This is a genomic window from Streptomyces sp. NPDC051064 (assembly GCF_044455985.1).
Lineage (GTDB): Bacteria > Actinomycetota > Actinomycetes > Streptomycetales > Streptomycetaceae > Streptomyces.
In genome coordinates this window covers 26,339-40,834 of the sequence record NZ_JBITFK010000005.1, presented here as the reverse complement: position 1 = coordinate 40,834, position 14,496 = coordinate 26,339, and the positions used below count along the sequence as shown (strand labels likewise).

The window sequence follows — 14,496 nt, the reverse complement described above, 5'->3', positions numbered from 1 at the left end:
CATGACGCCGCACCCACGAGCCGCGTCCGTACCGGCCGGCACCCCCACCAGGATCACCCAGGGCTCCGAGACCCGGGGTGGCATCGGCGAGTCCACCCTGCGCCCCGACGGCACGCTCAAGGTCACCGGTGAGTTCGCGTACTCCTCCGACATGTGGCACGAGGACATGCTGTGGGGCCACACGCTCCGCTCCACCGTCGCGCACGCCGAGATCCGCTCCATCGACATCGGCGAGGCCGTCGCCACCCCCGGCGTGTACGCCGTCCTGACCTACGACGACCTGCCCGCGGCGATGAAGAACTACGGGCTGGAGATCCAGGACACCCCCGTGCTCGCCCACGGCAAGGTCCGCCACCACGGCGAACCCGTGGCCCTCGTCGCCGCCGACCACCCCGAGACCGCGCGCCGCGCCGCCGCCAAGATCAAGATCGACTACGCCGAACTTCCTGTGATCACGGATGAGGCGTCCGCGACGGCCCCCGACGCGATCCTGGTCCACGAGGGCCGCGACGACCACCACATCGGGCACGTCCCGCACCCCAACATCGTCCACCGCCAGCCCGTCGTCCGCGGTGACGCGGCCGCGGCCGCCGCGCGGGCCGACGTGATCGTCACCGGCGACTACGTCTTCGGCATGCAGGACCAGGCATTCCTCGGCCCGGAGTCCGGCCTCGCCGTGCCGTCCGAGGACGGCGGCGTCGAGCTGTACGTCGCCACCCAGTGGCTGCACTCCGACCTCAAGCAGATCGCCCCCGTCCTCGGCCTCCCCGAGGAGAAGGTCCGCATGACGCTCTCCGGCGTCGGCGGCGCCTTCGGCGGACGCGAGGACCTGTCGATGCAGATCCACGCCTGCCTGCTGGCGCTGCGCACCGGCAAGCCCGTCAAGATGGTCTACAACCGCTTCGAGTCCTTCTTCGGCCATGTCCACCGGCACCCCGCGAAGCTCCACTACGAGCACGGGGCCACCAAGGACGGCAAGCTCACCCACATGAAGTGCCGGATCGTGCTGGACGGCGGCGCCTACGCCTCCGCGTCCCCGGCCGTCGTCGGCAACGCCTCCTCGCTCGCGGTCGGACCGTACGCCGTCGAGGACGTCGACATCGAGGCGATCGCCCTCTACTCCAACAACCCGCCCTGCGGCGCCATGCGCGGCTTCGGCGCGGTCCAGGCGTGCTTCGCCTACGAGGCGCAGATGGACAAGCTCGCCGCCGCCCTGGACATGGACCCGGTCGAGCTGCGCCAGCTGAACGCCATGGAGCAGGGCACCCTGCTTCCCACCGGCCAGCGCGTCGACTCGCCGGCTCCGGTCGCCGAACTGCTCCGCCGCGTCAAGGCGAGGCCCCTGCCGCCCGAGCAGCAGTGGCTCTCGGCCGACGCGGAGGGCAGCTCCGTCGACGTACGCGCCCTGCCCGGCGGGCTGTCCAACACGACCCACGGCGAAGGCGTGGTGCGGGGTGTCGGTTACGCCGTCGGGCTGAAGAACGTCGGCTTCTCCGAGGGCTTCGACGACTACTCCACCGCCCGGGTGCGGATGGAGGTCATCAACGGCGAACCGGTCGCCACCGTGCACACCGCGATGGCCGAGGTCGGGCAGGGCGGGGTCACCGTCCACGCCCAGATCGCCCGTACCGAACTGGGCGTCAACCAGGTGACCATCCACCCGGCGGACACCCAGGTCGGCTCGGCCGGCTCCACCTCCGCCTCACGGCAGACGTACGTCACCGGTGGCGCCGTGAAGAACTCCTGCGAGGCCGTCCGGGAACAGGTCCTGGAGATCGGCCGCCGCAAGTTCGGCACGTACCACCCCGCCTGGGCCACCGCCGAACTCCTCCTCGAAGGCGGCAAGGTCGTCACCGACGGCGGCGAGGTGCTCGCCTCGCTGGCCGACGTGCTGGAGGACGAGGCGGTCGACGTCGAGCTGGAGTGGCGCCACAGGCCCACCGAACCCTTCGACCTGCGCACCGGACAGGGCAACGGCCATGTCCAGTACTCCTTCGCCGCGCACCGCGCGGTCGTGGAGGTCGACACCGAACTCGGCCTGGTCAAGGTCATCGAGCTCGCGTGCGCCCAGGACGTCGGCAAGGCGCTCAACCCGCTGTCGGTCGTCGGCCAGATCCAGGGCGGCACCACCCAAGGGCTGGGTGTCGCCGTCATGGAGGAGATCATCGTCGACCCGAAGACGGCGAAGGTGCGCAATCCCTCCTTCACCGACTATCTGATCCCCACCATCCTCGACACCCCGACCATCCCGGTCGACGTGCTCGAACTCGCCGACGACCACGCCCCGTACGGGCTGCGTGGCATCGGCGAGGCCCCGACCCTCTCGTCCACCCCGGCCGTCCTCGCGGCGATCCGGAACGCGACGGGCCTGGAGCTGAACAGGACGCCGGTGCGCCCCGAGCACATCACCGGCAGCTGACGGCTCCTCAAGACCCTCCGGGCGGTGCGTGCCTGCCGTGAACGTCACACTTCCCCGCGCCGCGCACCGTCCGGAGCCATCGCACAACCGCTCCATCTGCACGAAGAGTTCGTCTCGGGCCGTCCCCCGGGTCGTGCGCCTCGCAGTCATCCCAAACCCCGCAGTCTCCAGAGCTCCACGCGGGTGCCCCTGTGAACCTTGGGAGTCAGGCAACATGACCCAGCAGTCCGTGGAACCCAGGACGAGCGCGGAGGACGCGGGCCCCGGCTCGCGTGTCCCCGCCGGACGGTCCTGGCTCGACCGGTACTTCCACATATCCGAACGGGGATCGACCGTCGCGCGCGAGGTGCGCGGCGGTGTCACGACCTTCATGGCCATGGCGTACATCCTCCTGCTCAATCCGCTCATCCTGGGCGGCAAGGACGTCGACGGCCAGCTCCTCGGCCAGTCCGGGCTGATCACCGCCACCGCGCTCGCGGCGGCGGCCACCACCCTGCTGATGGGCTTCGTCGGCAAGGTGCCCCTCGCGCTCGCGGCGGGACTGAGCGTCTCCGGGGTGCTCGCCTCGCAGGTCGCACCGGCCATGACCTGGCCGCAGGCCATGGGCATGTGCGTGATCTACGGGCTGGTGATCTGCCTCCTGGTCGTCACCGGCCTCCGCGAGATGATCATGAATGCCATCCCGCTCGCGCTGAAGCACGGCATCACCATCGGCATCGGGCTCTTCATCGCCCTCATCGGCCTCTTCAAGGCCGGATTCGTCCACAAGGGGACGGCGACGCCCCTCTCCCTCGGCCCGGCGGGCGAACTCGCCGGCTGGCCGGTCCTCGTCTTCGCCGTGACCCTGCTCCTGATCTTCATGCTGCAGGCGCGCAACGTGCCCGGGGCGATCCTGATCGGCATCGTCGTCGGTACCCTGGCCGCGATCGTCGTCAACGCCGTCGGAGACATCGACCCCAAGGCGTGGAGCAGCGGCCCGCCCGAGCTGAGCGGCAGCGCGGTCTCCTCACCGGACTTCTCGCTCTTCGGGAACGTCGAGTTCGGCGGCTGGGGCGACGTCGGTGTGATGACGGTCGGCATGATCGTGTTCACCCTCGTGCTGGCCGGTTTCTTCGACGCGATGGCCACCATCATCGGCGTCGGCACGGAGGCGAAGCTCGCCGACGACAAGGGCCGGATGCCGGGCCTTTCGAAGGCTCTGTTCATCGACGGCGCGGGCGGTGCGATCGGCGGTGTCGCCGGCGGCTCCGGCCAGACCGTGTTCGTCGAGTCGGCGACCGGCGTCGGCGAGGGTGCCCGCACCGGGCTCGCCTCCGTCGTCACCGGGATCTTCTTCGCCGCCTGCCTCTTCTTCACCCCGCTCACGGCGATCGTGCCGGCCGAGGTGGCGTCCGCCGCCCTGGTCGTCATCGGCGCCATGATGATGCAGAACGCCCGGCACGTGGACTGGGCGGACCGCTCGGTGGCCGTACCGGTCTTCCTCACCGTGGTCCTCATGCCGTTCACGTACACCATCACCACCGGTGTCGCCGCGGGTGTCATCTCGTACTCCGCCATCAAGCTCGCCCAGGGCAGCGCCCGTGAGGTCGGCGTCTTCATGTGGGTCCTGACGCTGGTCTTCATCGTGTACTTCGCCCTCCACCCCATCGAGAGCTGGCTGGGCGTCAGCTGACCCCCGCCGCGCCCCTCACCTCAGTCAGAAGGAGACACGCCATGCTGGACATCGCCGAGGAGCTCCACCGGTGGGTCGGGCAGGGACGCGCGTTCGCCGTGGCCACCGTGGTGGCCGTCGGCGGCAGCGCGCCCCGGCAGCCGGGCGCCTCCCTCGCCGTGGACAGCGACGGCACCGCCATCGGATCGGTCTCCGGCGGGTGTGTGGAGGGCGCGGTGTACGAGCTGTGCCGGCAGGCGCTCGAGGACGGCACCACCGTGCGCGAGCGCTTCGGCTACAGCGACGACGACGCCTTCGCGGTCGGCCTGACCTGCGGCGGCGTCATCGACATCCTGGTGACACCGGTGCGCGCGGACGACCCCGCGCGCCCGGTGTTCGCCGCCGCGGTCGCCGCCGCGGCGGAAGGCCGGGCGGCCGCGGTCGCCCGCGTCACCGAAGGGCCGGACGAGCTCCTCGGCCGCCCCCTGCTCGTCCACCCCGACGGCACCCGCGAGGGCGGGCTCGGCGGACATCCCGAGCTGGACCGTACGGCCGGTGCAGAGGCCCGCGCGATGCTCGACGCGGGCCGTACGGGAGAGATCGTCATCGGCGCCGAGGGTTCCCGCTGCGGCAGCCCGGTCACCCTGCTCGTCGAATCGAGCGTCCCGCCACCCCGGATGATCGTCTTCGGGGCCATCGACTTCGCCGCCGCCCTGGTGCGGGCCGGGCGTTTCCTCGGGTACCGCGTCACCGTCTGCGACGCCCGCCCCGTCTTCGCCACGGCCGCCCGCTTCCCGGACGCCGACGAGATCGTCGTCGACTGGCCGCACCGCTATCTCGCCACGACCGAGGTGGACGCGCGCACGGTGCTCTGCGTCCTCACGCACGACGCCAAGTTCGACATCCCGTTGCTGGAACTGGCGTTGCGGCTGCCGGTCGCCTACGTCGGCGCGATGGGCTCGCGCCGCACCCACCTGGAGCGCAACGAGCGGCTGCGCGAGGCCGGCGTCAGCGAGCGCCGACTGGCCGCGCTCCACTCGCCGATCGGGCTGGACCTCGGAGCCCGTACCCCGGAGGAGACGGCCCTGTCCGTCGCCGCCGAGATCGTCGCGGCGCGGCGCGGCGGCAGTGGCCTGCCGCTGAAGGGCGCCCACACCCCCATCCACCACGAGAGCGGCACCCCGCTGGTCTCGGTGGCCTGATCCGGACCATCGCCAGCTGATCACGGCGGGCGGGTTGCCGCCACGGCGGTTTCACGCCAGGAGAGAAGCCGTCCGCAGCCCCGGATTTACCGGTAGATCAGCTGCATGACATTTTCCCCCTCCTCCGTTTCCGGCCGGGCGAGACCCGCTCGCGCGGGACGCAGGGCTCTGCTCATAGCGACCTCGGTCGCCCTGGTGAGCGGCGTCATGCTTCCCGCAGCGGGTTCCGCCACCGCCGCCCCGAAGCCGTCGACCGCCGAAAACCGTCAAGGATCCGAGGCCCGCGACTACGACATCACGCTGGTCACCGGTGACGTCGTCCACTACACGGACGGCGCGGGCGGCCAGGACACCGTCACCGTCGACCGCCCCGACGGTGCGCAGGGCGGCGTGCATGTGCAGCAGGCCGGGGAGGACATCTTCGTCATCCCCGACGAGGCGAGCGCCCTCATCGCCGCCGACAAGCTGGACCGGCGGCTGTTCAACATCTCGACGCTGGTCGAGATGGGCTACGACGACGCGCGGTCCGGCGGCATCCCGCTGATCGCCACCTACCCCGCGAGCACGGCGCGTTCGCTGCCCGCCGCCCCGCGCGGCAGTGAGACGGTCCGCCGCCTCGAGTCGGTGAACGGTGCGGCGCTGAAGACCGACAAGGACGACGCCCGCGCCTTCTGGAGCGACATCTCCCGTACGCAGAAAAGTCGTTCGCTGGACAACGGCATCGCCAAGCTGTGGCTCGACGGCAAGGTCGAGGCGGCGCTCAAGGACTCCGTGCCGCAGGTCAACGCCCCGCAGGCCTGGGCCGCCGGGTACGACGGCAAGGGCACCACGGTCGCCGTCCTCGACACCGGTATCGACGCGACGCACCCGGACGTCAAGGACCGCGTCACGCAGTCCAGGAGCTTCATCCCCGGTGAGGAGGTCGTCGACAGGAACGGCCACGGCACGCACGTCGCCTCCACCATCGCCGGTTCGGGCGCGGCGTCGGACGGCGTCAACAAGGGCGTCGCCCCGGGCGCCGACCTGATCGTCGGCAAGGTCCTGAGCGACGAGGGATCCGGCGCGGACTCCGGCATCATCGAGGCCATGGAGTGGGCCGAGGCCGAAGGCGCCGACGTCGTCTCCATGAGCCTCGGATCCAGCATCCCCGACGACGGCACCGACCCGATGGCACAGGCCGTCGACGCGCTGTCCGCCGACGGCGGCCCGCTGTTCGTGATCGCCGCGGGCAACGCCTACGGCGCGGGCACCATCGGGTCGCCCGGTTCCGCGGCGAGCGCGCTCACCGTCGCCGCCGTCGACAAGAGCGACAACCGCGCCGAGTTCTCCTCCATGGGCCCGCTCGTCCGCTCCTACGGCCTGAAGCCGGACCTCTCCGCGCCCGGCGTCGGCATCAACGCCGCCGCCTCCCAGTCGGTGCCAGGCATCGAGGGCATGTACCAGTCGATGGACGGTACGTCGATGGCCACCCCGCACGTCGCCGGAGCGGCGGCCATCCTGAAGCAGCGTCACCCGGAGTGGTCCGGCGAGCGCGTCAAGGACGCGCTGATGAGCTCCTCCAAGGAGCTGCCCGGCCACACGCCGTACGAGCAGGGCACCGGCCGCCTGGACGTGAAGGCGGCGATCGACACGACCATCGAGGCCACCGGCTCCGTCGAGGTCGCGTCGTACGACTGGCCGCACGCCGCCTCCGACCCCGTCGCAGAGCGCACGATCACCTACCGGAACACCGGGGCGGACGACGTCACCCTGAACCTGGCCACGGACACGGACACGGACTCCAAGGCGTACACGCTCTCCGCGTCCACGCTGACCGTCCCGGCGGGCTCCACCGCCGACGTGGTGCTGTCGCTGGACCCCTCCGCGGTCCCGAACGACACGCAGTTCTCCGGCCAGGTCATCGCCCGGGACGCGGCCGGCACGACCGTCGCACACACCGGCTTCGCCCTGAACAAGGAACAGGAGCTCTACGACCTGACGCTCCGGCTGCGCGACCGTGCGGGCGGGCCGATGGACGGCATCGTGGTTCTCGCCGAGCTCGGCGACCCGCAGCTCGGTCTCGTCCAGGTCTCCGGTGAGACCACACTGCGGCTGCCCCCGGGCAACTACACCGCCTGGACCTCCGCAGACATCGACGGGGACCGCGCCGACTCGAAGGCAGTCGCCTTCCTCGCCGCACCCGAGACGATCCTCGACAAGGCCACGACCGTCACCCTCGACGCGTCCAAGGCCCGCAAGGTCAGCGTGCGCACCCCGAAGGAGACCGAGAAGCGGCAGCTGCGGTACGACATGGCACGCACCTCGCCCGACGGCGTTGTCCAGCGTGACGCCTTCCAGATCCCGCTGACCTACGACCAGCTGTGGGTCAGCCCGACGAAGAAGGTCACCCAGGGCAGCTTCAGCTTCCTCACCCGCTGGCGCCAGGGCGAGGAGCTGCTCGACCTGACGGCCGACGGCCACGACGTCCCCGTCACGGTGCAGAACGGCTCGGTCGTCGCCGAGGACAGCGAGCAGAAGCTCACCGGTGCCTACGCCGGCGACGGGGCCGTGGCCGACTACAAGGGCCGCAGCGTCAAGGGCAAGGCCGTCGTCGTCACCCGCAGTGACGCCGTCCCGCCGGCCGAGCGGCTGGCCAACGCACTCGCGGCGGGCGCGAAGGCGCTCTTCGTCGTCAACGACGGCCGTGGAGTCGCGCTGGAGAGCTATGTGCCGTACGGCGAGGAGACCACCATCCCGGTCGCCTCGGTGCAGAAGATCGCGGGCGAGACGCTGATCAAGGCGGCCCAGCGCGGCAAGAAGCTCTCCGTCGACCAGCGGAAGTTCGCTTCCTACATCTACGACCTGGTGGACCGTCACGACGGCACGGTCCCGGACCGCTCGCTGGCCTTCACCCCGTCGGCCCGTCAGCTCGCGAAGGTGGAGAACACCTTCTACGGCCACAAGGCGACGCTCGGCGGCGGCTACCGCTACGACATCCCGGACTACGGGCCGGGCCTCGGATTCGAGGAGTACGAGAAGTTCCCCGGGACCCGTACGGAGTGGGTCAACCCGCTGCCCGGTGACTCCTTCTGGTACGAGAACCACTCGGTGCTGAACGCCGAAGCGTCCGACCGGGCGCTGGAGATGCGCAGCGCCGAGCTGGACTACACGGCGGGCGGGACCTACCGCGCCGACTGGTTCGCCCCGGTGACCGGACCCCGCCTCGGCACCGGCTACTGGGGGCCCTTCCGCACCTCGTACAACGACGTCCAGTTCAACATCACCCCGTGGACCGACGCGGGCGAGGGCCACTCCGGCGCGATGCCCGCGGACGAGTACGACACCACGTCCTACGCCTTCTACCAGGGGGACACCCTGATCAGAAAGGGCGCGGGCCGGGCCGGTTACGCCTGGGACCTGTCGGCCGAACCGCTTCCCTACCGCCTGGTCATCGACTCGGTGCGGGACGAGGCCGTCTGGAAGACCTCGACGCGTACCCACACCGCGTGGGAGTTCGTCTCCGGCGCCCTGCCCGAGGGAACGGAGCGGGCGGACATCCCGCTGCTCCAGCTCGACTACGACGTGGACACGGACCTCGCGGGCGACGTCGAGGCCGGCAAGCAGGTCGAGGTCGGCCTGGCATCCGGTACCCAAGCGTGGCTGGACGGCGCCGTGAAGGCGACGAAGGCCTCGCTGTCGGTCAGCTACGACGAGGGCGCCACCTGGAGCAAGGTGGAGCTGCGCAAGGGGTCGTCGGGCGAGTGGACAGCGAAGTTCGGGACGCCGAAGCACGCTGGCTCCGTCTCGCTCAAGGCGCACGCCGAGGGCCCCGGCGGCCTGGCCGTCGACCAGGAGATCATCAAGGCCTTCGGCCTGAAGTGACCCTCTGACGACACCTGCCGGCACACCTGGGGGAGGTGGTTCCGCATCCCTGTGCGGGATGCGGGCCCACCTCTTCTCCGCGTACTCCTGATGTCACCCGGGGCATGGGTGTGGCCGCCGGCCCGGCCGGCCTCACCGGCCGAAGCGTGCCAGCAGGTGCCACACCGCGGTCTACCGCCCCTTGCGCCGCGAAACGGTGTAGTTCGACCAGTCACCCCGGTGCCGGTCGCACCGGGAGGCACCCTTCATCGCCAGCCGTCGGCAGCGCGTGCCCTTCTGGGTGAGTGCCCCGCATCTCGACTGCGTACGAGCCATGTCCGACCGCCCTCCGGGACTGTCGGCCGGGTGCCGACAGAGCCCGGGTTCACCCGCGGGGGCGGTGTGCGGGAAGGCGCACCCGTGCCGTCCGGGTGCGCTCCGGAGCGCACCCGGACGGCGTCAGGGCGCCGCGTCTCCCACGGCGGCGGCGTCCGTCTCCCGCTGTTCCTCGATGCGCCGCTTCGCCTCGTCCCACGTGATCGGCAGCTGTCCGACCGGCGCCTCCCAGAAGGTGAACGTGGAGGAGCGCATCGTGGGCTTGAGAGCGGTCATGATGCCGCGGTGCGGCTCCGTCCTGGCGAAGGCGTAGAGCGCGTCGCGGCTCTCCCAGGCCGAGAGCGTGAAGAACACCCGCTTCGCCGGCTGGGCGACGAGCGAGGCGCCGAAGGCGCCCGGCGCGGACCGGACCTGCTTCCAGGCGGCCATCGACTTCAGGAAGAAACGCGGCACATCGAGCAGGGAACGGACCTCGAAGCGCGAGGCCATGACCACGGTCGCGCCTTCGGACGGAGGCGGCTGGGGGGTGACCCACGGCAGAGTCGGCATCGCACTACTCACCTTCGATATAGATAGTGGTGCTGTCTGCTTTCTATGTTAGAGAGTGACACTCTCCAACGCCACTGGAATGCCCCTACCGGACGTCCGGCGCGGCGGGGGTCCCGTACGGCGGGGATCAGCTTCCGGACTGCAGTGCCTTCCAGGTGTCGGGGCCGACGCTGCCGTCCACCGACAGCTTCCGTGTGCTCTGGTAGTCGCGGACGGCCCTGTCCGTGTCCGTGCCGAAGGTCCCGTCGACTGCCACGGTTCTGCCCAGCGCGGCGGTCAGTGCCCGCTGGAGCCGCTTCACCGCCTCGCCCGAGGCGCCCGTGACGAGTGTCGGCGTCGTGCCGGCCGAGAGCAGCGCGGTCCAGGTCTTCGGGCCGACCGCGCCGTCGGAGTCGAGGCCGCGGGCGGTCTGGAACAACCGCACGGCGCTCTCCGTCTTCGCCCCGAAGATGCCGTCCTCGGTGCCCGCGTCGTAACCCTGCCCGTTGAGCAGTGTCTGGACGGCCTTGACCTGGGTGCCCGTCGAACCCGTCTTCTGGGTCGTGTACGACGGGAAGCTCAGCCCGTCGGCCCCGCTGCCGGAGCCGCCGACGAGCTGCATGTAGTAGGTCCAGTTCCAGTTGGCGCCCGGGTCGGTGTGGTCGTTGCCGGGGGCCTCGCTGTGCCCGATGATGTGCGACCGGTCCTTGGGGATGCCGTACCGGTCGCACAGGTACGTCGTCAGCGCGGCCGAGGAGCGGTACATCGTGTCGGTGAACCACGACGGGTCGTCGACGAACCCCTCGTGCTCGATGCCGAGGGACGAGGCGTTGGCGCTCTTGGCGTGGTACGCGGTGTCCGAGTCGCGCACCATCTGGGTGATCTGGCCGTCCGAGGAGCGGACCACGTAGTGCGAGCTGACCTTCGACGTCGCGTTCTGGAACCAGCTGATGGTCCCGGCGTACGAGCCCTGCGTGACGTGGATGACGACCTTGTCCACCGTGGCCGTGCGGCCCGCCGCGAAGTTGGCGGAGTTCGCGGCGACCCAGAGCGCCGCGGGGTAGTCCGGGCTCTTGGCCGTGACGTCGGCCTTCGCGAGGGGGCCCTTCTCGGGGGAGACGGGGCGGGAGGTGACCGTGACCAGTTCGCCCCCGGCCACGGCGGCCCGCAGACCCTGGGCGAGGAAGGTGTAGACGGTGTCCGCGTAGAGCGCGGCGACGGCGCCGTCGGTGCCGCTGTAGCGGGCCACGGCCGGGTACCAGGCGTCGATGTCCGCCCGTTCGGCCGTGTCCAGGCCGAGCGCGTCGGCGTGGCTCCGCAGCACGGCCGCGCCGCCCAGGATGTTGACCCCGGTGTCCTTGCGCAGCTCGGCCGTGGACTCGCCCGTCAGCGCGGCGGCCTGCTCCAGGGAGTGGTTGACGGGGTTGCTCACGAGGTGCATGACGCCGTAGCCGTTGTCCTGGCTGGGGCGCCCGGAGTGCCCGTTCAGATGCGTCTCGCCGTAGCCGACGGCGGCGAGCAGGTCACGCGGTACGCCGTACTCCTCGGCGGCCTGCGCGAAGGCCCGGTTCATCGGGTCCGTGTCCGTGGGAGCGGCGCCCGCCGGGTGGCCCGTGGCGACGAGTGCGGTGACGGTGAGAGAGGCCAGAACGGCTGCGCGGCCACGGGTGTGGCCGGCGGGACGTGGGGGCATACCTGCTCCAGGTCTGTGGGGGAGAGGGGGCCGCCGGTCCCGTAGGGGTGGGCCGAGGGCCGCTGAGTCCGCACAGGCTATCCATCTGCCCAGGGCATGACAATGACACCTCCGTGTGTCCAAATTCCGTTCACTCCAATGGAGTTGAGGCGTCCACGGAGGGACGTCCGGTGGGCCGTCACCCCCCCACGGCGGGTGACGGCGCGCGGGTGTCGTTACCAGCGGTTCCGGTGGATGACGTCGGCCACCGGGCGGCGGCGGACCGGCCCGAAGTTGCCCTGGGGCCACCCCACCGGAATGGCGGCGAAGGTGTGCGTGTCCGACGGGATCCCGAGGGCCTTCTTCCACTCCTGCTCCAGCATCAGATGCCAGATGGTGAGGTTGGCCGCGAGCCCCAGCGCCCGCGCCGCGAGCAGGATGTTCTGGACACCCGGATAGACGCAGGAGCCCTCCGCGAGCGCCTGGAAGCGCGTCTGCGTGTTCCCCATGTGCTCGAGACCCGCCGGGCCGAGCGACTCGGCGTAGACCCCCAGGCCCTCCTCGTCGAACTCCGGCTCCGGGAACTTGTAGCAGGGGATGATCAGCGCCGGGGTGTCCGCGAAGTGGTCGCGCTGGTGCTCGATCGCCGCCACCATCCGGCCGTACGCCGCGGCGTCCATGCCCTTCGGCGCGTGCTTGCCGGTCGTCGCGAGGTAGGCGTCCACACACCGCTTCCAGAGCGGGGCCAGCTCGGCCATCACCGCGCGGTCGGTGACGACCACGTACTCGTAACACTGCATGTTGCCGCCGCTCGGCCCCCAGACGGCGGCCTGTATGAGCTGGTCGATCGTCTCGTCCGGGACGGCGTCCGGCTTGAGACGGCGCATGGCGCGCATGGTGGACATGGTCGGGAAGAGGGCGGGCCCGTCGGGGGCGGGTGCGTCGGCGTACACCGTTTCGAAGGTCATGATCGCGGAGTGTACGGCTCAAGGCCCGGCACGGGCAGCCCCGTTGGACGCCCCGTCCTCCCCGGGCCCGCGCAGGTCAGCGCCGTCGGAGGCGGACCACGGGAATGTCGCGGGAGGTCTTCGCCCGGTACTCGGCGTACCGGGGGAAGACCTCCGCCGGAGTGGTGCCCATCGTGTCACCCGCCGCCGCGGCGCGCCGGAATCGCACACCTGGTCGTCCCCCCTCCTCACGGGGGAACGGGGTCGGGAACAGCGGCCGCGAAGGCGTATAAAGGGTCCCTCCGAGCAGCCGGCGTCCCCGATGGCCATCTCACCCCCCACGCGGCCGGCGTCACCGCGTACCGAGAGCGGAGGAGCGTCCCATGAGCACCTCGGAAGAGATCAGCGCCTTGCTCGTCACCAGGTTCGGGACCGATCCGGATGCCATCCGGCCCGAGGTGCCGCTCAGGCAGCTGAGGCTGGACTCGCTCGCCCTGGAGGAGCTCCGGCTCCTCATCGAGGACCGGATGGACATCGATCTGGAGGACGTCGTCCTGTCGTCGCGCGACACCGTGGGAAGTCTGGTCGCGGCCGTGCGCACCAAGGCCGGCGCGTGACGGGCCGGGGGCCGTTCGCACGCAGGTCCGCCCGGCCGGGCATCGAGCCGTTCAGCGCCGCCGTCACCGGCGTCGGCCTGGTCACCGCCGTCGGGGTGGGTGTCGAGGAGGCCTGGCGCGGCGTGTGCGACACGGCGGTCGCCCCCTCCGTACCGCACCTGCCGGAACTCGACGGGCTGCCCTGCGACTTCATGTACACCGTCGACGCCCTGGACACGAGGGCCGCACTGGGCGTGGCCGCGCAGCGGCTGATGGACCGCTTCTCGCAGCTCGCCGTCGTCGCCGCCCGTGAGGCCGTCGCCGACGCGGGGCTCGACCCCTCGGTCTGGGACAGCGGACGGGTCGCCGTCGTCATCGGCTCCGCCCACGGCGGCCTGTCCTTCTACGACGAGCAGCACACCACCCTCACCGAGCGCGGCGCGCGCCGTGTCTCCCCGAAGCTCGCCCCGCTGAGCGTCGTCAACGGCGCCGCCAGCAGCGTCGCCATGGACCTGGGTGTGCACGGCCCGAGCCAGGCCGTCTCCACGGCCTGCTCCTCCGGCACCGTGGCCATCGGCACGGCCCACCAGATGCTCCGCACCGGCGCCTGCGACATCGTCGTCGCGGGCGGCGCAGAATCGGTCCGCTCCCGGCTCCTGATCGCCAGCGCCTGCCAGATGCGGGCCGTCTCCACACGCCGGGACGACCCCCAGGCCGCCTGCCGCCCCTTCGACACGCACCGCGACGGCTTCGTCGTCGGCGAGGGCGCCGGCCTCCTCGTGATGGAGCACCCGGAGCACGCACGGGCCCGGGGCGCCACCGTCCGCGCCCGTGTCGCCGGTTACGGGGCCTCCAGCGACGCCCACTCCGCCGTCGCCCCCGACCCCGACGGCCTCGGCATCGAGCGGGCCCTGCGCACCGCCCTCGCCGACGCAGGCATCGACGCCCTCGACGTCGGCCATGTCAACGCCCACGGGACGTCGACCGTCGCCAACGACCTCATCGAGGCGACCATGCTGCGCCGCGTACTCGGCGAGCATCCCCTCGTCACCTCGACGAAGGCCATGACCGGGCACACCCTGGGAGCCGCGGGCGGCATCGAGACCGCGCTGACCGTGCTGGCGCTCCAGCACCAGCTCGTCCCGCCGACCGGCAACCTCGACGCCCCCGACCCGGCGATCCCCGTCGAGGTGGTGAGCAAGGAGGCCCGGCGTGCCGTGTTCGAGTGCGCCGTCAAGACCTCGCTCGGCTTCGGCGGTCACAACGCGGCGCTCGTGCTCACCAGGGCCTGACGGGAAGCGAGGA

The 14,496-nt window shown here is 71.2% G+C and carries 10 protein-coding genes; 6 read left to right on the top strand and 4 right to left on the bottom strand.

The genetic code is table 11. From position 1 onward, the window contains the following. Position 1: 1 nt before the first annotated feature. From ACIBCU_RS18340 to ACIBCU_RS18325, 4 genes are all read left to right on the top strand, one after another. A complete protein-coding gene (locus ACIBCU_RS18340; protein WP_399232397.1) occupies positions 2 to 2,419 on the top strand; it encodes a xanthine dehydrogenase family protein molybdopterin-binding subunit in 2,418 nt (805 codons plus the stop codon). A gap of 214 nt (positions 2,420 to 2,633) precedes the next feature. Further along, a complete protein-coding gene (locus tag ACIBCU_RS18335; protein WP_399232395.1) occupies positions 2,634 to 4,091 on the top strand; it encodes an NCS2 family permease in 1,458 nt (485 codons plus the stop codon). A 41-nt stretch (positions 4,092 to 4,132) separates the two neighbouring features. Then, on the top strand, positions 4,133 to 5,272 hold the full coding sequence (locus tag ACIBCU_RS18330) for an XdhC family protein (protein WP_399232393.1): 1,140 nt from the start codon (positions 4,133 to 4,135) through the stop codon (positions 5,270 to 5,272). A gap of 207 nt (positions 5,273 to 5,479) precedes the next feature. Beyond that, the gene (locus ACIBCU_RS18325) at positions 5,480 to 9,133 is read left to right on the top strand and encodes a S8 family serine peptidase (RefSeq protein WP_399233045.1); all 3,654 of its coding nucleotides are present in this window, start codon (positions 5,480 to 5,482) and stop codon (positions 9,131 to 9,133) included. 438 nt (positions 9,134 to 9,571) lie between these two features. Here ACIBCU_RS18325 and ACIBCU_RS18320 read toward each other — a convergent pair whose 3' ends face one another. The 4 genes from ACIBCU_RS18320 to ACIBCU_RS18305 form a co-directional block, all read right to left on the bottom strand. Next, on the bottom strand, positions 9,572 to 9,997 hold the full coding sequence (locus tag ACIBCU_RS18320; RefSeq protein ID WP_399232391.1) for a DUF3291 domain-containing protein: 426 nt from the start codon (positions 9,995 to 9,997) through the stop codon (positions 9,572 to 9,574). Between the two features lie 127 nt (positions 9,998 to 10,124). Beyond that, complete coding sequence (locus tag ACIBCU_RS18315) at positions 10,125 to 11,669, bottom strand: peptidoglycan-binding protein (protein WP_399232389.1); 1,545 nt, start codon at positions 11,667 to 11,669, stop codon at positions 10,125 to 10,127. Positions 11,670 to 11,884: 215 nt separating this feature from the next. After that, positions 11,885 to 12,616, bottom strand: a complete 732-nt coding sequence (locus tag ACIBCU_RS18310; RefSeq protein WP_362940730.1) for a nitroreductase family protein — start codon at positions 12,614 to 12,616, stop codon at positions 11,885 to 11,887. A gap of 76 nt (positions 12,617 to 12,692) precedes the next feature. Then, a complete protein-coding gene (locus ACIBCU_RS18305; protein ID WP_362940733.1) occupies positions 12,693 to 12,824 on the bottom strand; it encodes a hypothetical protein in 132 nt (43 codons plus the stop codon). A gap of 154 nt (positions 12,825 to 12,978) precedes the next feature. Here ACIBCU_RS18305 and ACIBCU_RS18300 point away from each other — a divergent pair, with 154 nt between their 5' ends. Beyond that, positions 12,979 to 13,212, top strand: a complete 234-nt coding sequence (locus ACIBCU_RS18300) for an acyl carrier protein (RefSeq protein WP_362940736.1) — start codon at positions 12,979 to 12,981, stop codon at positions 13,210 to 13,212. Beyond that, on the top strand, positions 13,209 to 14,483 hold the full coding sequence (locus tag ACIBCU_RS18295) for a beta-ketoacyl-[acyl-carrier-protein] synthase family protein (RefSeq protein ID WP_362940739.1): 1,275 nt from the start codon (positions 13,209 to 13,211) through the stop codon (positions 14,481 to 14,483). The genes ACIBCU_RS18300 and ACIBCU_RS18295 overlap by 4 nt, the downstream gene beginning before the upstream one ends. Positions 14,484 to 14,496: the final 13 nt, after the last annotated feature.

Coding starts and splice junctions, on each gene's coding strand:
- ACIBCU_RS18315 (WP_399232389.1), bottom strand. CDS start 11,669: ATGCCCCCACGTCCCGCCGGCCACACCCGTGGCCGCGCAGCCGTTCTG.
- ACIBCU_RS18330 (WP_399232393.1), top strand. CDS start 4,133: ATGCTGGACATCGCCGAGGAGCTCCACCGGTGGGTCGGGCAGGGACGC.
- ACIBCU_RS18340 (WP_399232397.1), top strand. CDS start 2: ATGACGCCGCACCCACGAGCCGCGTCCGTACCGGCCGGCACCCCCACC.
- ACIBCU_RS18310 (WP_362940730.1), bottom strand. CDS start 12,616: ATGACCTTCGAAACGGTGTACGCCGACGCACCCGCCCCCGACGGGCCC.
- ACIBCU_RS18335 (WP_399232395.1), top strand. CDS start 2,634: ATGACCCAGCAGTCCGTGGAACCCAGGACGAGCGCGGAGGACGCGGGC.
- ACIBCU_RS18300 (WP_362940736.1), top strand. CDS start 12,979: ATGAGCACCTCGGAAGAGATCAGCGCCTTGCTCGTCACCAGGTTCGGG.
- ACIBCU_RS18320 (WP_399232391.1), bottom strand. CDS start 9,997: ATGCCGACTCTGCCGTGGGTCACCCCCCAGCCGCCTCCGTCCGAAGGC.
- ACIBCU_RS18325 (WP_399233045.1), top strand. CDS start 5,480: ATGCTTCCCGCAGCGGGTTCCGCCACCGCCGCCCCGAAGCCGTCGACC.